This is a genomic window from Collinsella sp. OM07-12, from assembly GCF_003438275.1.
In the GTDB taxonomy this organism is placed as follows: Bacteria; Actinomycetota; Coriobacteriia; order Coriobacteriales; family Coriobacteriaceae; genus Collinsella.
Map to the genome: position 1 here is coordinate 40,997 of NZ_QSTQ01000015.1, position 20,142 is coordinate 61,138.

The 20,142-nt window shown below is 52.0% G+C and carries 8 protein-coding genes and 1 pseudogene; 5 read left to right on the plus strand and 4 right to left on the minus strand.

Going from position 1 to position 20,142, the window contains the following annotated elements; translation table 11 throughout:
- The first annotated feature begins 46 nt into the window (after positions 1–46).
- The 5 genes from DXB98_RS06790 (at position 47) to DXB98_RS10100 (ending at position 17,072) form a co-directional block, all read left to right on the plus strand.
- The gene (locus DXB98_RS06790) at positions 47–3,445 is read left to right on the plus strand and encodes an RICIN domain-containing protein (protein WP_117743589.1); all 3,399 of its coding nucleotides are present in this window, start codon (positions 47–49) and stop codon (positions 3,443–3,445) included.
- A gap of 207 nt (positions 3,446–3,652) precedes the next feature.
- Positions 3,653–7,216, plus strand: coding sequence for an RICIN domain-containing protein (locus tag DXB98_RS06795; protein ID WP_158553166.1), 3,564 nt, complete (start codon positions 3,653–3,655; stop codon positions 7,214–7,216).
- 122 nt (positions 7,217–7,338) lie between these two features.
- On the plus strand, positions 7,339–10,812 hold the full coding sequence (locus DXB98_RS06800; protein WP_158553167.1) for an RICIN domain-containing protein: 3,474 nt from the start codon (positions 7,339–7,341) through the stop codon (positions 10,810–10,812).
- A gap of 305 nt (positions 10,813–11,117) precedes the next feature.
- Positions 11,118–14,345 (plus strand): RICIN domain-containing protein, encoded by a 3,228-nt coding sequence (locus tag DXB98_RS06805; RefSeq protein ID WP_158553168.1) that lies wholly within the window; start codon positions 11,118–11,120, stop codon positions 14,343–14,345.
- 645 nt (positions 14,346–14,990) lie between these two features.
- Complete coding sequence (locus DXB98_RS10100; protein WP_147330309.1) at positions 14,991–17,072, plus strand: hypothetical protein; 2,082 nt, start codon at positions 14,991–14,993, stop codon at positions 17,070–17,072.
- Between the two features lie 464 nt (positions 17,073–17,536).
- Here DXB98_RS10100 and DXB98_RS06815 read toward each other — a convergent pair whose 3' ends face one another.
- From DXB98_RS06815 to DXB98_RS10440, 4 genes and pseudogenes are all read right to left on the minus strand, one after another.
- Entirely contained in the window at positions 17,537–17,761 is a 225-nt protein-coding gene (locus tag DXB98_RS06815) for an IS3 family transposase (RefSeq protein WP_117743594.1), read from the minus strand.
- Positions 17,762–17,862: 101 nt separating this feature from the next.
- Positions 17,863–19,143: an IS256 family transposase gene (locus DXB98_RS06820; protein WP_117743595.1), complete on the minus strand. Its 1,281-nt coding sequence runs from the start codon at positions 19,141–19,143 to the stop codon at positions 17,863–17,865.
- Between the two features lie 250 nt (positions 19,144–19,393).
- Positions 19,394–19,570, minus strand: a complete 177-nt coding sequence (locus DXB98_RS10435; protein WP_369831389.1) for an IS3 family transposase — start codon at positions 19,568–19,570, stop codon at positions 19,394–19,396.
- A 94-nt stretch (positions 19,571–19,664) separates the two neighbouring features.
- A pseudogene (locus tag DXB98_RS10440) lies at positions 19,665–20,114 on the minus strand (DDE-type integrase/transposase/recombinase); the annotation flags it as partial.
- Positions 20,115–20,142 lie beyond the last annotated feature (28 nt).

Below are 20,142 nucleotides of genomic sequence, written 5' to 3' on the forward strand. Positions count from 1 at the left end.
CGCTTCTTGGCATAGAGTGTAAGCAACCGTATGAAAGGGGACAGACATGGGCAATCGAAAAGCTATGTTTGCTTCGGTGTTTATCGTGCTTCTGTTGGGAATATGTCTCGTTCCCGCATTTGCTGAAGACAACGTGGCTACCGGCCAAGATACAAATGCCTCCATGGCTGCAGACCAGTTTAACGAGTCCGAGCTCGTTACCAACGAAGCTACGTGCGTGGACAACACGTTCGATTCGAATGCATCGGATTCGACTGATGCTGTGAAACCGGAAAAGTCCAAGTCTGTCTATGATTTTGCTTCCGAGCACGTCGACGACCTTGCGGATGGGTTGTACACTTTTGACTCTTCGGTTAACAGCAATTTTGTACTGGATGTTCCTGGTGGTACGGCGTCCGCTGGTAGAAAGCCGCAGCTGTACAGTGGGAACAAGACGAATGCTCAGGTCTGGCGTGTGTCTCACGATCAGAATGGCTTTGTTGTCATTGCTTCTGTCAAGGGTTGCACGCTTGATGTTCCCGGCGGCAGCGCGAGCAATAGAAATCCCGTTCAGCTTTGGTCCGATAACGGCACCCTTGCGCAGCGTTGGATTGCAATTAAAGAGGCCGATGGCAGCTACACCTTTATTTCGGCGCTCAACCAGTCGTTTGCCATTGACGTGGCGGGTGGAGCTGCCGCAAATGGCTCTGCCGTGCAGTTGTATGAGGCAAATGGTACGGCTGCTCAGCGATGGGTGCTAACGCCTGCCAAAACTGAGCAGCAGCAACTCGATGATCGGGCGGCGGCGCATCTCGCTGACCTTCCCGATGGAACATATGCTGTGTTGGCTTCGAACGACTCGTTTGCTCTGAAGTCGGCTAGTGGCTCTTTGTCATTCGATACGTTTGCTTACTCTTGGATTCAAACGTTCGATGTCTCAACTACGTCGGACGGGTATCGCACCATTGCGATTCATGGTGCTGGTGCGGTTCTGGATGCGGCGGGCGGCAAAGACGCCAACGGCACGAAGCTGCAGACCTATGCCGCCAATGGAACCAAGGCCCAAAAGTGGATCATCGAGAAAGACGGCGAGCGCTATCGGATTGTGTCGGGCTTGAACGGACAAAAGGTCGCCGACGTCCCCGGTGGCTCTATAGCATCTGGTGCTGGACTTCAGCTGTATAGTGCAAATGGAACGGCTGCCCAATCCTTCTACTTTGTGGATCCGACGGCTGTACGTTCCGAGCTCGATAAGCTCGCTTCCGATAACCGAGAAGTTGTCAAAGATGGGGACTTTGCGATAACTGCCGGTCCGGATTTGTCTCGAATGGTTCTCGATGTTGTCGGCGGCTCTGCTTCTAACGGTGCAAACGTGCAGATCTATCAATCGAATACGACTGCCGCTCAGCGTTGGCGTGTTTCGCATGACGATGACGGCTATCTCACGATAACGAATGTAAAGTCTGGCAAAGCACTTGATGTTTCCGCGGGTTCAACTTCTCTGGGAACGAACGTCCAGCAGTACGCGGCTTGTGGCGATGCGAACTATGCACAAAAGTGGATTGCGGTACCGAATGGCGATGGAAGCGTTCGACTTCTTTCTGCTGTTTGGCAACTGCGCACGCTTGACGTTGCCGGTGGCTCTCTGAACTCTCAGACAAACGTACAACTATATGCTTCGAATGGAACTGCCGCGCAGCGCTTCACTTTTATTGCCGCAAACCCTGCGTCAGTTGACCCGTGCGATGACATTTTGAAAGACAAGGGCTGGTGCGTTATTTCGCCCTCCTCAAATGCCTCTGTTGCCTTTGACGTTGCCGGTGGATCATTGAAGAACGGGGGCAACGTTCAGACATATTCCTGCAATGGCACGCTGTCCCAGTTATTTAAGGCTGAGTATCGAGACGGTTACTATGTTCTGTGTAATGCTGGTTCCGGTAAGGTGCTCGATGTTGCAGCGGGCGACGTTGTCCCCGGGACGAATGTCCAGCAGTGGGATGAAAGCCCCAACGACAATCAGCTCTTTAGCGTCGTAGCCAATGAAGACGGAAGCTATTCGTTTATCAATAAGGGCACAGGGCTCATGCTCGCGGTATCCGGTTCAAATCTGGTCGCTGCTACGGCGGGAGATTCCGTCCAGACGTCGTTTGTTTTTGCTGAGCAAGAAGACCTGCTGAGCGAAGGCCTTTATGAAGTCTATCCGTCTGCAAATTCCTCCTATGTGCTTGATGTCGCGGGTGCATCTGTTGACTCCGGCGCTAACGTTCAGCTCTACGCCAGCAATGGTTCCTTCGCCCAAAAATGGCTGCTTAAAAAGGTGGATGGAGCGAAGAATACCTATACGTTTGAATCCGTTTGCTCAACTAGCAGACTTGCTGTTTCCGGTACCAATGTTTGCACGATGGCACCGGCAGATGTGAAGGCGCAGCAATGGGTGGCGCGAATCGATAGCAATGGTATTGAGTTTGTGTCTGCGGATGACCAAGACCTTTCGCTTGATGTGAAGGGCGGTAATTTTGCATCGACTTCCAATATTCAAGTCCACTTCTCCAATGGCTCCGCTGCGCAGAGATTCCGCCTGCGCGCTACTTCGGCAACCATCGACAATGGTACGTATTTCATCCGAATGGCTTCTCGCGCGAGTTCGGTCTTAGATGTTTCTGGCGGATCGCACTCGGACGGTGCAAACGTTCAGATTTGGCAGAACAACGATTCGGGTGCTCAAAAATGGAACTTCTCTCGTAACGGTGATGGCTCATACAACATCGTAAATGCCGCCAGTGGCAAGGCTCTTGATGTAAAAGACGGTGCTGCATCTTCTGGAACCAATATCCAACAATGGTCTAGGAACGGAAGTGCTGCTCAGCGTTGGTATATCGATTATGTACCCGGTGGATTTAAGTTGTCTTCCGCTCTGAATGGAGCGTTCGTTATCGATGCTTCTGGAGGTAACAATGCGAATGGAACGAACGTTGCTCTGTACGCAAGTAACGATTCAGGGGCGCAGCGGTTTACCTTCGGAGCTACTACGTACGTGCAGCCGCTGCCTGCCGACCAGCAGGCAATGTATAACCGTGCACAGTGGTATAACAGCAACACGGAATGGCTAATTTTGACTGATACCGTTGGATGCCGTACGGGTATTTTTAGTGGCTCTCGTGGTAATTGGAGGCTCTGGTCCTTCTGGCAGTGTGCTCCAGGCAAAAATGGGTCGCCAACGGTGTTGGGTGAGTTCTCTGTTTACGGAAAGGGCATTTCGTTTGGACACGGGTATACCTGCTGGTACTACACACAGTTCTACGGAGATTATCTATTCCATTCGCAGCCTTGTTATACGGGAACGTTTAATGTGAAGGATCACACAATGGGGCGGCGTGCTTCGGCAGGTTGTATCAGGCTTACAACTGATCACGCTAAATGGATCTATGACAACATCCCCTACGGAACCAAAGTGGTCAATTACTAATCCTTGTCATGGGGCGGCTCGCAGTTTGTGAGCCGCCTTTTTTGCTCAAATGGTTGCATGTCGCGCTGAACAGCGATTAAATGAACCAAACATGTAAACATTTTCATCGCAGGCAATATCGCATGCTTCGATAATAAGGATATGCGTTTGCCTGAGGTTTCAATGCGTTGTGTTTGTTGGTGTTGGCAAGATCGTCTGGGGGATGTTATGCGTCATAAAAAACGCGTTTGCGCTCTATTACGAGTTGGATTATTCCTGGGGTTGCTTCTGGCTTTACCCCTCGTTCTCAAATCGGGCTCGACTGCTTTTGCTGAAGAATCTTCCGCTAGTCCTGTCGCTGAAGAATCTGAACAAACAAAGGACGGGATTAATTCCGAGCAGATCCAGTCTTCGAACGATTCAGTCCAAGACACTAACGCGAACGAAAGCGACACAGTTAAAGAATCTGACTCTTCTACCACGGCTTCTGATCCTTCTAAGTACGCGGCACTTGATGCCGGTACGTATTTTCTTACCTCGACTTTGTCGGGGCATCGAGTGCTCGATGTTCCAGGCGGTTCGGTGAGCGCCGGCGCTGCGATACAGTTGTATGGTAGAAATGAGACGGCTGCACAGCAGTTTGTCCTTGTTGATCTTGGCAGCCGTCAATACGCTTTTAAGAACATTAAGTCGGGGTTGTACCTTTGCTACCCAAACGACGTCTCTCGTTTCACGGACCATCCGCGTCTTACACAGAATACTGGCGATGATGGCGCTTGGGGCTTTGCATGGCATGCTCGACAGGTTGGCGGTGGATATGTCTTTTCGCCTGTCGTCGATGATGATTTTGCCATCGACATCGCTGGCGCCAGCGATTCCAACGGAACAGAAATCCGTCTCTATCAATCCAACGAATCCGTTGCTCAGACGTTTACGCTCGAGAAGCCCAAGGCTGCCATCCTCGCCGAGCTTGCAGCCGCCCACGCATCCGACCTCGCTGACGGCACCTACTATATTCGCTCGGCAAAAAGTTCCTGGCAGACGCTTGATGTTGCGGGCGGATCTAGGTCATCGGGTGCGAATGTCCAAGTATATGCTCTCAACGCCACAGGTGCACAAACGTGGACCGTTTCTCATGACCAAAATGGCTTTGTCACATTAACCAACAGTGGTTCCGGTCTTGTTCTTGATGTTTCTGGTGGAAGCGCTCAATCTGGAACGAATGTTCAGCAATACGCGTCAAATGGTTCTGCGGCGCAAAAATGGATTGCCGTTAAGGATGGGGGCTCCATCAAGCTGGTGTCTGCGCTTGATCCGTCGATCTGCCTTGATATCGCCGGCGGTAATACAAGTAACGGCACGAACGTGCGAACTTGGTCGGATAATGGCACGATTGCTCAACGTTGGACATTATTCAATTTAGACGTTCAGCGCGAACAACTGGATGCACTTGCCCAGCAAAATGCTGGCAATATTGCTGATGGACGCTATGTCTTGGCGCTCGGCGTCGGAGGAGCTAAGGTTCTGGACGTGAACGGTGGCTCTAAAGTCAACGGCGGCAACGTTCAGTCGTATGTGTCGAATATGACAGCGGCTCAACAGTGGGATATTTCGCATGATGAACTCGGCTATTTGATTATCAAAAACTTTTCCTCTGGCAAGGTGCTTGATATTGCGGGCGGTTCTTGTACGTTGGGAACCAATATTCAACAGTATTCATCCAATGGATCGCGTGCCCAGCGCTGGATCGCCGTTCCCTCGGTGCCTGGTGGCTCGTTCCGGTTGCAGTCCGCGGTTCTGCCCGATCTTGTTCTAGATGTTGCAGGCGGATCTTCCTCGAATGGTGCCAATATTCAAACATATGCGAGCAACGGTACCGCCGCCCAAAACGTTCGTTTTGTATCGGCCGTTCCCGATGTAGCCCCGTCCGACGATCTTGGTTTGGACGGCTGGTTCACTATTTCGCTGGCATCGGATTCATCTCGTGTGTTTGATATCTCCGGAGGGTCCTCTTCTAACGGGGCAAACGTCCAGACTTATGCTGCTAATGGCACGTTTGCTCAGGTCTTTAAATTTGTATATGAGAATGGCTACTATCGAATCGTGAACGCCCAGTCTGGCAAGGCTCTCGATGTCGATGGTGGCAATGTGTGCCCTGGAACAAATGTTCACCAATGGAGCGGTGACGGCAATAACGCAAATCAGCTGTTTTCCATTGTTCGTAACGACGACGGTTCCTATACGGCAACGAATAAAGCAACCGGATTGGTCCTAAGTGTTGCCAACTCTAATGTGTACGGAGATATCCCGTCTGATTCCGCGTCGCAGCGTCTTGCTTTTACAAAGCTGACTTCGCTTTTGCCCGAGGGCTTCTTTACCATTTCGAGCTCTGCTTCCTCCTCTGCTGTTTTGGACGTTGCGGGCGGCTCGGCCAGTGATGGCGCTAACGTTCAGCTCTATGGAAGCAACAAGTCGATTGCTCAGAAATGGAAAGTTGCCAAGGTTGCCGACCGTGATAATACGTATACCGTTGAAAGCCTGGTGTCTGGCAAGGTCTTAACGGCAGATGAAGATGGTAACGTTTGCGTCCGATCTTTTGATAATGGTGATGTTCAGCTTTGGACCGCCCAGATTGACAAGGGCGGTATCAACTTCGTTAACGTTGCAACCGGCAAGGTCCTCGATGCTGTAGGTGGCTCAACAAGCAATGGAACTAATATTAGGATGTATGATTCTGACGGCACCTTGGCACAGTCTTTCAAATTATCTGCCTGCTCGTTAGTTGATTCGGGTACCTATGTTATTGCCGCTGCTTCTAACCGTTCTAAGGTGCTAGACGTGGCGAGTGGCTCTCGTTCCAACGGTGCCAACGTGCAGCTTTGGTCTTCCAATGATTCTGGCGCTCAAAAATGGAACGTCAGCGTTAACTCGGATGGAAGCATTTCGATTCAAAACTGCCGAAGCAAAAAATATCTCGATGTCCTGAATGCTCAGGGTGCTTCGGGCGCTAACGTTCAGCAGTGGCAGGGGAATGGAAGCTCCGCTCAGCGCTGGCGTGTTGACTACGTAGGCGGCGGCTCCTTTGTCATTCGTTCTGCGCTTAACGACTCACTCGTTTTGGACGTGAACAGAGGTGCGCTTAATGATGGAGCCAATATCCAGATTTACGCTGCTAATGGCTCCGACGCGCAGGGATTCTACTTTGCCCAGACGAGCTATACGCCCGAGGCGGTAGATCTGGCTGTCCCAGTTTACAATCAGTACTCCGTTGGTCTTCCCAACGGCTGTGAATCTGCGGCTCTGACCAACGTCCTTAACTATTACGGTTTTGGTGTTGGTCCGTGCGAGATGGCCGATCGATGGATTCCCCGTAGCTCCTGGGACTTTGTCTGGTGCTTCTGGGGAGATCCCCACAGCTATAACAACGGTAACGAGATCTGCGCTCCTGGACTCAATAGGGCTGCCAATAATTTCCTGGCAAGCAGGGGGAGCAGCCTGCGTTCGTACGACGTGTCGGGAACCTCTCTGTATGACCTCTGTAATTACCTTGATGATGGACATCCGGTCATTATTTGGACTACCGTTCATCAGGGCAACGTTGGAAATATCTATGCCCGACAGGGTGGATATTTTGCTTGCGTTAACTCGCATACGGTTGTTCTGAAGGGCTATAACCCTCAAACAAACAAGGTCATGATCTCCGATACCATCGATGGCTATACCACCTACGATCGCGATTGGATTGCTTGGGTTTACCAGCAACGAGGTGCGCAAGCGGTCGTTATTAAGTAACCAATTGCAACAATATTGCGGCTCGTATCAACTATTATAGATTCAGTGTTAATTTGAATCGGGGGTCTGATATGAGTTGCAGCCGATATACCCGCGGCCTAGCTGCTATTTCGGTAGTGGCTTTGGCTGCGGGTCTTTTTGTTTCCTCCGTTGGAGTGTCTCCGTTATTCGCCGATGAAGTGTCCACGAACGGATCCGATGCTAATCGAGTAATCGAATTGGGTGCTGCCGATGACGGTGACGGTAGCTTCGCTCCGAATAGCTCGACTGTGCTATCTAGCGAGGAGGGATCTGAAGACTCGTCGACATCTGCCGTCGAATCGGCCGATGGTACGACGCCTCAAGATTCTGAGAGCGTTGAGGACTTAGCTGCTAAAAACAAAGGGACGCTTTCTGGCGGTGCGACATATGTTTTTGCTTGCAGCAATGCCTCGCGCAAGGTGTGGGACGTTGCGGGCGGATCTTCCTCAAATGGCGCTAATGTTCAGATGTACAACTCGAATATGACTAAAGCTCAGCGCTGGTTAGTACATGAGGACGAGAACGGCTTTTTAACTTTCGAAAACACCGGTTCCGGTTTGGTGCTTGATGTTTCTGGTGGTATAGCCGAATCGGGTCGTAACGTTCAGCAGTATGTGGCTAACGGTACGCGCGCGCAAAAGTGGATTGCCGTTAAGGACGCCGATGGAGGCTTGACGATACATTCCGCCCTCAACTTTGATTACGTGCTCGATATCGCGGGCGGTAGCTCTGCTGATGGAGCTAATGTCCAGCTATATAAGGCCAATCAGACCGCCGCGCAGCTGTTTTTTGCAATTGACTCCAATCCGGTCGTTGACTCTTTAGGAAAGAATGTCACCGACGGTGTTTATTGTTTTGAATCTTCTGGCTTGGCGCTCGATGTGAAAGGCGCTTCTGCTGAGTCCGGTGCGACTCTTCAGTCGTATGCAAAGAACGATACCGTTGCACAGGCGTTCCGTCTTACGTATGACAGTGCATCCGGTTATTACACGATTGCTTCGCTTGTTTCGGGCAAGTTGATTGACGCCGATTACGGTAGCGTCGTACCCCGCGGCGCCGCCCACCTCTACGGATCTCTTGATGACACCGGTTCGTATACAAAGAATCGTTTTTGGATCCTTGAGCCTTCTGGAGAGGGTTTTGCCATTAAAAACGCTGCTAATGGGTTATATCTTTCGTTTGAAAGTGGCGTTGCCGTTACCTCTACTGATGCCGCTACCTGGACTTTGACGCAGACGAAGGGCTTTACCTGGACGCAGGCTGATGTCGATGCCTTTGCTGCTGCGCAGGGCTTGCAGATCTCCGATGGAACTTACGCCCTCGGTATGGACTCATCACCGCGAAGTGTTGTCGATGTTTCTGGTGGCTCTGCTTCGAATGGCGCCAACATCCAAATCTATGCCTCCAACAACACCGCGGCTCAACGCTGGGTTATCAAGAATGTGCTCGACTCAAATGGTCAGCCTACCGGCTATGTGACGATTGCTCATGCAGGAACCTCTTCAGCCCTCGATGTTACGGGTGGTGGCAAAAAGTCCGGCAACAACGTTCAGCAATATGCCGTGAATGGCACCGCCGCGCAGCGTTGGATTCCTGTTAAGCAGACAAATGGGTCATTCGTGTTTTATTCCGGCCTTGGACGAAACCTTGTTTTAGACGTAAGCGGCGGAAGCGTCTCTAATGGCGCAAATGTTCAAATTTGGACAGCAAATGGCTCTGCGGCGCAGCGTTTCATTGCCATCGATGCGCATCCTCATGTCGGGGCAGGCACTCAATCGGTTGCGGATGGCATGTATCAGATTAATTCCGTTTCCGATCCTTCCACATGCCTTGACGTTGCGGGTGGCTCCTTCTCCAACGGCGCCCGTATTCAAACGTATGCCACAAATGGCACAATGGCTCAGTGTTTTAAGCTCTCGTTCGATTCCGCTACGGGTTTCTACTCGATTCGTTCGGCGAAGTCTACCAAGGGGCTTGATCTTGATAGTGGCGACATTTTCCCGGGCGCAAAAGTTCAACAGTGGGATTTCCCCGGCATTGGCTCAAATCAGCAGTGGCGAATTGAGCCCGATGGAGATAGTTATGTAATCCGTTCCGTTGCGAGCAATCTGGTGCTGGAACGTAAACCTGATGGTTCCGTGATGACTGCCTATGAGTCCGGCAGTGCCGCACAGCATTGGACTTTCGAAGTCTTTACCGTTTCGCTCGATGAGGGCTGCTACTCCATCTGTTCGGATTCTACGGGTAAATATCTCGACGTTACCGGTGGTTCCTATGCAGACGAAGCTCCGCTGCAGGTTTATACGGGAAACGGTACCCTGGCTCAGAAATTCTGGGCTCGTAAGGATGACCAGGGCTGCTATTCCTTCCAATGTGCCAATTCTGCCAAGTATCTTTCGGCTCGAGAGTCCGACGGTGCCATTCTTCAAATCTCTGATAATGAAGCCGACGAGGCCAAATGGTCGATTGAAATCTGCTTTGGGAAGGGGATTGAGCTTAAGAATAAAAAGACCGGTAAGGTGCTGTCCATCTCTGGTTCTGGTGGATCAGTTGTCTGCGTCGACGAGAATGGGTCCGCGGCGCAAGGGTGGACCATCGCGTCTGCCCCCCTTATTTCTGACGGTTTCTATGAGTTTGCTCCCATGCATGCTACCGACCAGCGGCTCGATGTCGCCGGTGGCTCTCGTGCAAATGGTGCAAACGTTCAGATTTATGCTTCTAACGGTACGCTGAGTCAGCGTATGTGGGTTCGTGGCGTCGGCGACGGCTGGTATTCGCTTACGGCTTGTTGTTCCGCCTATCCTCTTGACGTCTATAGCTGTTCTGATGCGGATGGAGCGAACGTTCAGCAGTGGCAGTGGAATGGGTCGAACGCGCAGAAGTGGCGTTTCGAAATGGGGGAGCGTGGAATCAAGATTGTTTCCGCTTGTGGCAATAAGGTCCTGGAGGTAAGCGACGGGGCCACTGCGAATGGAGCCAATGTCCAGCTCTGGTCTTATAGTGGCTCCGCTGCTCAGTCTTGGCGTGCTCTTTCTGCCGAACGTCCTGCGAAGATTGGTTATCAGAACCCTGCGAACTACCCCCAGGTAAGTAGCTTGACGGTAAGGCTTCCAAGTTATTGTACGGGCGAGTTCACCTATGTAACGCCGTCTCGTATTGCGATCGATGCCACACGAGATGACTGCGTCAATGCCTTTATCCAGCGTGCCTATGAGTATGTTGGTACGAGGTATATCGAGCCTTACTCTACCGCGCCTGGTGGTGCCGTCGATTGCTCTGGCTTTGTGCTGCAGTGCCTCTATGCCACGGGTATGGATATGGGTATCTACAACCCCTATAACCATCGTTGGCTTGCATGGCAGACGTACAACTCTATGAATTGGTATAACAACGGAACGTTTATGCCCGTAAGTGTTGGTAACATGCAACGCGGCGACGTCGTTTACTACCGCGGCCATATTGCCATCTATTTGGGCGGCGGGCGCATGATTGACTCTTGGCCCAAGCAGGGTGTCGGTGTTCACGGCGTTTACGAGCGCGGCAACCCGATCGGTGCTGCTCGTCCGTTTGTGTAATTCTCTTTTCGTAAATCGAGGTATATGTCTGAGACAGGTTTTGGGCATGTTGGCAGGATGGTGATCGAACCAATTGGATAGTTGTTATGATTATTGATGTTCCGTCTCACTCCAATACGTGGGCAGGGTTCATTTGGGGCCATATTGCAATCTATATTGGCGATGGCAAAGTTATTGAGAACATTGGTCGAGTTAACGTTCGCGGGCTTAATGACTGGGTCAATTATTATGGAACCACGTATACGCCGCTTTGGGGTTGGTATCGTAATATCGCCCTTTGTTAGTTTGGATTTAGGTTGATGGTTATGCGCAAGAAAACTTGTCTCGCATCGTCGCTATTGGTTGCCCTCGGTCTGCTTTGCAGCCTGGGGGCAACCCCTGTTTTTGCCGACGATGGTTCGCTCCCGGTCGATGCATCTCTAGAGGAGCGTCTTGCCTATGGTGAGGCGCATCCCGCGGATGATTCCAACGACTATACCGCCGGTAGCTCGATGGAGGGTGAGCCGCTTGCCGCCGCGCTCGATGATCGTTCTGCAAGCGGGTCTCCCTATTGGAGTGGCACGAACGCTTCTAAAGTGTTCTATAACGGGTATGGCGAGGTTTTTGCGTCTCCGGCACTAAAGGTCATTGACGTTTCTGAGTGGCAGGGGTCGATTGACTGGAATAAGGTTCAAAATTCTGGCGTTGATGCTGTAATTTTGCGCTTTGGTTATTCGGCGACCCATTTTGACAAACAGTTCGAGCGCAATTTGCGTGAGGTTCGCCGCTTGGGAATTCCTTTTGGCGTGTATATCTTTAGTACGGCTCAGAATTCGAATGATGCTACAGGCGAGGCGTACTTTACCCGACAGATTATAAATAAGTACAGCCTGTATGATCTGTCGCTGCCGATTTTTTATGACCTTGAATCGTTCTATGACAGCAACGGTAATGCGATATCGCCTAATAGCGCCTCTGCGTACGAGGGCATCGTGAATGCGTATTTTAATACGCTCTCTGGTTTTGGCATTAACAACGTATCCATTTATTCTGGTCGTTGGTACGCGGATACCTATCTCAAAGCTGCAAGTGTGCGCCCCCGCGTGTCTTGGATTGCGGAATACGGCCCCAAGCTTAGAACTTCGTTTAGTTGCGCCGGACAGTACGGATGGCAGTACACTTCGTCGGAGCGACTTGATGGCATCACTGCCAACACTGTTGACATGAATGCTTTTTCCTCGGCTGATTTTGTCAACGTAGTTAATCTGCCCGATTATGCTCTCGCAGACGGGATTTACTATATCGATTCGATAGCGCAGGATTCCTCGAGCGTTACTGTTGGTGATGACGGGCAGCTTTCTTTGTTCCATGCTCAAGGGTCTTCAAATCAGCGCTTTCGTCTTGAGTCGGCTGGTTCCGGGGCCTATCGAATTAAGAGCGAATCTACTGGACAATATCTATCCGTTGCCGGCGACAATGCACAAAGTGGTTCTTCGGTTGTTCAGGCCGCTTATGCTCAAGACAGTCGTCAACTTTGGCATATTCGTGTTGCCGATAGCGGATTTTATATTCAGTCCGCTCTGGGTAACTGGGCGCTCGATCTTTGCAACGGTAGCACTTCGGATGGTACTTCGGTTAGGATTTGGGCTCCGAATAAATCGAATGCCCAGCGTTTTACCTTTGCCTCTTCCTCGACCGTAGAGACCGACAAAGCTTTTGTTATTAAGAGTTCGCTCAACCCGCAGCTGGTCATGGATATCAACGGTGGGTCTTCTGACGATCGCGCGCGTCTCCAGATTTACACTGCCAACAACAGCCAGGCGCAGATGTTTGCTTTTAAGCAGGTCGGTAATGGCCTGTACGAAATCGTAAACGTTAACTCAGGTAAGCCTTTTGAGGCTCAAGGGGGCTCCGTTTCCAACGGCGGTGCCATCTCTCAATACTCCTCTAATGGCACCAGCGCTCAGCATTGGTCTGTTATTGACTGTGGTAATGGCAAGTATTCATTCATAAATTCTAAGTCCGGCAAAGCCATTGACGTTCCTGGCGCTAATGACGTGAGTGGGTCCGCGCTGCAGATTTATACCTATAACGGATCTGATGCTCAAAAATGGACGCTCGCTTCGGCGCGCACCGTTCGCCAAGAGCTTGATGATCTTGCTGCTTCCAGCAGAGGGCTTGTAAGGGAGGGCGTCGAATACGCCATTGGTTCCATATCCGAGCGGCAGGTCCTCGATATTTCCGGCGGATCTACGAAGTCCGGTGCAAATCTGCAGGTGTATGCATCTAACGCCACGCCGGCTCAGCGCTGGACGTTTACGTATGACAAGAATGGCTATGTAACCATCACCAATGTAGGTTCGGGCAAGGTTTTAGACGTCTCCGGCGGCAGCAAGAAAGCCGGCGCCAATGTTCAGCAATACGCGCCTAACGGGTCTTGGGCTCAGAAGTGGATTCTTGTAAATTGCGGCGGCGGCTCGGTTAAGATCTGTTCCGCGCTTAAGACCGATTTTGTCTTGGACCTTGCCGGTGGGGCCACTTCGAATGGAGCAAATGCTCAAGTTTATGAAGATAATGGTACCGATGCCCAGCGATTTCGCCTGTATACAGCCGGAGATGTTTCTAAGGGTCAAATAATTGATTCTCAGTCTGCTGTCGTAACGGCTCCTGATGGCCGAGTCTTTGATGTGACCAGCGGTAGCATGGATAGCGGTGTCGCTATCCAGCTGTATGGCCCTAACGGGACTATTGCGCAGGGATTTGGCTTTGAATATGATGCCGCCAAGGGTCTTTACGCAATCAAGTCTGCAAAATCCTATCGCTATCTATTTGCCCAGGACGGGGATATAGTTCCCGGGGCTGCTGTTAAGCAGGGGAGCGCTTCGCCCTCGTCGTCCAATTATTACTGGGCTATCGAAGACGCTGGTAATGGCTCGTACCGTATCGTTAACGCCGTTTCTGGCTGTGCTCTAGGCGCAAACGCCTCCGGTAAGCTGGTCACGGTTTCCAGAGGCGATTCCCGTGAACTTTCGGTCGCATTTACACCTTCTGGCTTTAAGTGCTTGCGCTCCGAGCAAGACGCTGAGGCCAAGGCGCACGTTTCCGATTTGGCAGACGGCGAGTATCTCGTAAGCTTGAGCAAGAACTGCTCGTTTGTCTTGGATGTCACTGGCGGCTCAAAAGGCAATAGTGCCAATATCCAGCTGTATAGGTCGAACATGAGCAATGCCCAGCGCTGGGTCGTTTCTCATGACGATAAGGGCTATGTTACGTTTACTAATGTTGGCTCTCATAAGGTGATTGATGTTGCCGGAGGAAACGCTTCCGCTGGAACAAACATTGCCCAGTACGCCTCCAACGGCACGTATGCTCAAAAGTGGATTGCCGCCAAGCAGCCTGATGGTACATATCTCATTGAGAGCGCTCTGAGGCCCGGTTTATATCTTGGATCGAGAGGATCCGGCGCGTCCAATGGTGTAAACGTTGAGCTGAGCTCTAATGAGGGCGCCTCTCGCTTTGCCCTGTTGGGTACGTCCCCGTCGGTCGCAAAATGAGGCGATATCCTTCCGAAGGGTTATTTCAAATTAAGTCGCGCTTGCAGTTCCACCGCTAAGGTCATTGGCGATGCCTGTAGCATAAGCTCGAACGAAGCGATATTTTAGTCCTGCAACAGCAATAGAACGCTTGCTCAGCTTTTCAGCTTCGAATATTGCGATGGCCACCATGCTATCTGTAATGCAAAGTCTCAAAGGCGCTTGATGTAAATGGCGGTAATTTTAGTCCAGACGCCAATGTTCACCCGCTCCATTCGATATTCACATTGTTTCGTAGATTGACGATATGTTCTGGGGTGAGTGCGAAGCATCGGATCATTACGGTTCTGCTTTGAGGCAGATTCGCCAGCGCTTTGTTCTTAATGATACGGCTTAGTCTGTTGGAAACTGGGAGGTGGAATAGGTGCTCGGTGTCTATCAAACAAATGGGGACTACGGTCAATCCTCCTTCTTATGTTACTCTAGATTTATCTATGAAAATCATGGTCGCGCTTGTAAGGCCTAGGGGTTGGAGAGACATTTGACGATGGGGGATAACTTGTCATGATATTGATTTTGACTGGATTTTAGCTCCCCACGGCTCCTTCGGGCGTTTCATCTAACGATCCGATGCATTAATCGAACGAGTTACATGTGAGAGAAGATATGACTAGTAAGAAGTATTTAATACCACGTAAATTAAGACCACTATTTATCGTGCTTCTACTCGAGTTGTTCCTGTTTAATTTTCCGTTTTGGGAATCATTTGCTTTTCAAACAGTTCCTTGTTCGTCCGTGAGCCTTAATGGCATTGAAAAAATCAATGAGCAAACCTATAAAATGACAGAAGAAGGCGGCCGTCTTTCATTTCGCTTTAACTCTGTGAACATCCAGAATGTTCACATTCAGCCTCTGAAGCAAGAGGCCTACTCATTGCGTGTTGGAACGGGTGTCAATTATAAAATATCAATAAAAGACACTGGAAATACTGAAACCCCGATGCCCGTGGGGGCACAAACAGTGTGTAATCTGCTATCTACATCTCACTATATTCGAATACATCCAGCTGGGGAGGTTGATGAGGTTAACATTTATCCACAGGTTGCTAAAGGCGATAGTTTTTCGATTGTAAACATTTCCTTTAATCGACATGTGCCATTTTATTTTTCACCAATCCGATTTGTCGTACTTTGTGTTCTTGGATATCTAGTCTATGCATTTAGCTCTAAGTCGCGTCTGTTTGCTATGCCCTTGGACCTTTCTGATTCGATTCAAATGCGCCTCACGGTCGCTCTGATCTTAGGGGTAGTTCTTTTTGCGGCTGCTACTGGCAAACTTATTCAGCCTGGCGTTAATTTGTATTCTGGTGATGCCTATACAGAGAACGGTAGCTTTATTCAAGATCAGAATCAGTACAACCATTTGTCTAACGCTCTATTGGAAGGACATCTATATCTAGATTTAACCCCTCCGTCTTGGCTCGACGATATGAGTAACCCTTATGATGCAGGAGCACGAGCCGCTTTATCACAAGAAACTGGTGAGGCAACGTATTGGGATTATGCATACTATAATGGTCATTATTATTCATATTTTGGGGTGCTCCCCGCTCTATTGACTTTTGTTCCGTTTAAGTTGGTTACAGGTTCTGATTTACGCACGGATTATGCTGTCGTTTTATATGCCGTGTTCTTTATTTGTTCTGCTGCGTGCTTAATTTATCAACTTATCCGGCGATATTTCAAGTCTGCGTCATTCGGCATTTTTCTCCTCGCCTGTTTTCTGCTTTCTTTTGGAGGGGGACTTTTGACGCAAGTTTTTTATCCAACTGTTTACTCTCTGCCCATACTGTCTGGATTAGGCTTTTCGTTCTTGGGCTTGGCGTTTTGGATTCACTCTGCTGAGAATAATCTCAAAATAACGGAGCTTGTGTTGGGCTCACTTTGCATAGCCCTCACTCTCGAATGTCGCCCTGCGTATGTATTGGTTTGCTTATTTGCCTTTCCAATCTTTTGGACTGAGTTAACTGAAGATCGACTATTTTTCTCTAAAAAAGGACTTGTAAATACTTTCGCAGTGATATTGCCGTTCTTTGTTGTTGGTGTTGGGGCTCTGATTTATAACTATTTGCGCTTTGATTCCTTTACTGAATTTGGTGCTTCTTACAATTTGACTGGTTTTGATATGGTTCATCAAGCGCATCCTCTTTCGCGTGCTTTCGGGGGTGTATATATGTTTTTCTGTCAGCCGTTGAGGGTTGAACCTAGTTTTCCGTTCCTCTCTGAAATTGGCGGCCTGTCTAGCTATCATGGCGAGCTCCATATTGAGCCTTACTATGGCGGGCTATTTGCATTTTCTCCGGCATGTCTGTTTATTTTTACCTGGCCGTTAGTTGCTAGAGGCGAACAAAAAAGACCGACAGATATTAATCTGTTTGTTATTGTCTGTATTGCGCTCATGCTGGTCTTTGCAATTACGGATGTTCAGGTCGCTAGTATCTCGATGCGCTATCAATCTGATTTTGCTTGGCTTGCGGTTATCGCGAGTGTACTTTGTTTGCTTTCATTATTAAGCGCTGCAACCATGAATGTGCGAAATCATATTATCGGCTGTTTTTCGGCCCTAGTAATTATAGGTATGTTTCTTTCCGCTCTAAATCTGTTTTCCATTGGTAGATACGGGCAGCTTGTTTCCACTAATCCTGCCCTATATTATCTAGTGGAATCTTGGTTTATTCCCTTCTCATAGTTTCGATGATTACAAATATAAATTCGTTAACTACGTAGAGGACATTGGGGTCAATGATTAGGTAAATAAATAAAGGCCGTCTGATTGATGGTTCTGACATTTTGCTATTGGTTTGTGGAGCCAGCTTGGCTTTTGCGTTTTCATTTGGAGCGAATATTGCAATTAAGGGCTATAAATCTGCTTCGACTTCCAGCCTTATCTTTCAAATGATAGTCCTTACATTTTTATTTTGCTTGATCTTCGTGTTTTTGGAATCGATGTTACTGCCAGTTCGTGATTGCGCATTGAAGATGCGAAGGAACATTTGTATTGCCTTTTAGCTGAACATTTCCGTAAACATCCGTTTCTTATTCCATTTACTGCTTTATTAGTTTGCTGGATGATTTGGATAGTTGCGTTGTACCCCGGGGCAATGAATTGGGATACTTAGGACCTCGGACGTTTTTCCGGACCATGTCCCGGCGCTATGCCGCATAGCCCCTCTCCCCGCGATACTCCCTAATGGTCTTCCATCCTTGGTCCTTCTTGAGCTTGTCGTCCCTGTACCACTCGATATATTCGCCGATCAGGCGGGAGAACTCGTCGAACGGCACGCCGGCCAAGTCCCTGCCCTCGAAGAAGTCGCACTTGAGCGTGCCGAAGAACCTCTCGGCGCGCGCGTTGTCGGGGCTCCGGGCCCTCCTCGACATCGAGCGCACCACCCCGGAGGGTGGTGTCGCGAAAGTTGGTGTAGCGTCCGATCCGAAGCGAGTCGGCCCGGCGTCCAGGAACCTGGAATACGGTTGATATCCTATGCCGCCTCGATCCTGTCCGCAAGCTCGAGGCCGGATTCGATCATCTTCCTGGCCTCAGCCTCCAGCCGCGACCAGTCGACCGTCCCGTCGAGCCCGCGCGTGCGGCCCTCGTCGTAGAGCTCCCTCATCTTCGCCTCCGAGAAGTACCTGGATTCCTGCCATGTCTCGTCCTGCTCGCACATGACCGCGCCTGCCAGCCGCACCAGCGACGCCGTCGAGGGGAACGCCTGCACCACCCTCGACCTGCGCTTTATCTCGCGGTTCGTCCGCTCCTGGACGTTGTTGGTGCGCAGGCGCTTCCAGTGCGACGGCGGGAAGTCGAGGTATGCCAGGGCGTCCGGCTCGGCCTCCTCGAGGATCGCCGCCGCCCTCGGGCAGCACCCCTCCAGCATGTCGCACGCCACGTGGTACATGGCGGTCACGGTGGCGGCGTCGCGCCCGCGGAACACCTGCGAGACGATCCTACCCACGCGGCGCCTGAGCCGCCGGGAGCCCGCCTCGCGCATGCAGTCGCGCATGAGGCGGACGGCGCAGCGCCGCCATGCCGCCCCCTGGAAGACCTCCGCCGCGGCCGCGACGAGGCCCGCGTGCGCGTCGGAGACGACGAGCTCCACGCCGGAGACGCCGCGGTCGCGGATCTTCCTGAGGAATGCCAGCCACGAGTCGTACGACTCCGTGTCCACCGCGTCGACGCCCAGGACGCGCCTCCAGCCGCCCGCGTCGCAGCCGATGGCCGTGACGACGGCCGTGGAGGCCACGCGGCCCCCGCGGCGGCATTTGACGTAGGTGGCGTCGAGCCAGACGTAGGGCACCGGCGAGCCGTCGAGGGGCCTCGCGCAGAGCTCCTCGATGTCGGCGTCAAGGCTCGACGCGATGGCGCTCACCTGGTCCTTGGAGAGCCTGGACACGCCCATCTTCTCCGCGACGCGCCGCACCTTGCGGGTGCTCGTGCCGGTGGCGTACATCTCGGCGACGGCGGCCACGAGGGCGCGGTCCACGCGCTGGTAGCGCTCGATCACGTCGTCCGGGAAGAAGCAGCCGGTGCGGAGCTTCGGGATGCGCAGCGTCAGCGTGCCGACGCAGGTGGCGAGGCCGCGCTCCCGGTAGCCGTTGCGGCTGTTCGCCCCGCCGCCGCACAGCTGGTCGGCCTCGGCGTCCATCACGGCGTTTACGACCTGCTCGGCGAGGCGCCTGAGCAGCTCCTGCATGTCGATGGCACCGTCGTCGAACCGCGGCATGGCGAGCATGTCCGGCTTCGGGTCTGATAAGATTTCCATAGCGGTCTTCGTCCTTTCCTAGAACCTGTTGTTGTGGTGATTTCAGATTCTAGGACGAAGGCCGCTCTTCGTTAAACGGACGCTAGGGAGCCACCCTTACACCAACATTTTCGACGCAATCCCCCGGAGCCGCACGCTTAGCGCCACTTGCGCCACATGCAGACGGCGCCGCCGTCGGTTTGCACCGTGAGAGGCCACTCCTCCGCCGGGACGGCTATCCCCACCAGGTCCCTAGCTGGATTGGGAACACCTATTTGGAAGATTCCGGGAGGGACAGCCCCGCCTCCCTGAACTCGACCGGAGACATGTGGCCCAGCGTCGAGTGGATCCTGAAGTTGTTGTACCAGTGCACGCAGTCCGAGAGCTTGGCCCGTAGCTCGCGCGTCGTGCCGAACGTCTCGCGGTGGACGAGCTCGGCCTTCAGTATCCTGTTGGTCGACTCGTCGACGGCGTTGTCGTGGGGGGCGGCCCTTGGCCGACAGCGACCTCTCTATGCCGAAGGTCTCGAGCATCAGGTCGATCTCGGCGTTGTCGAACTCGCTGCCGCGGTCCGTATGGAATACCTCGATGTCCGAGATGGGGAAGGAGACCGTCGCGAACGCCGACTTGACCAGCCGGGCGTCCTTCCTGGGCCCGACGGAGTGACCGACGATCTCCCTGTTGCAGGGGTCGACGAGCAGGCAGGCGTAGTTCCACGAGGCCCCGACGCGCACGTAGGTCAGGTCGCTGCATATATGGGTGTACGGCGCCCTGCCGCCGAAGCCGCGCGCGACGACGTTCGACACGTCGGCCTCGTTGATCGCCCCGGGGTGCACCTTGAACCTTTTCCTGCCGTATGCGCCGGCCAGGCCGTTCTCCCTCATGATGCGGCAGACGCGGCGCCGGCTGACGGTAACGCCCGACCTCCCGGGCGACGCCTTGATCTTGCGCGATCCGCTCCGGCCCTTGCTGGCGGCGTGCGCCGCGACCACGGCCGGCGCGGCGGGGTCCGGCGCGTCG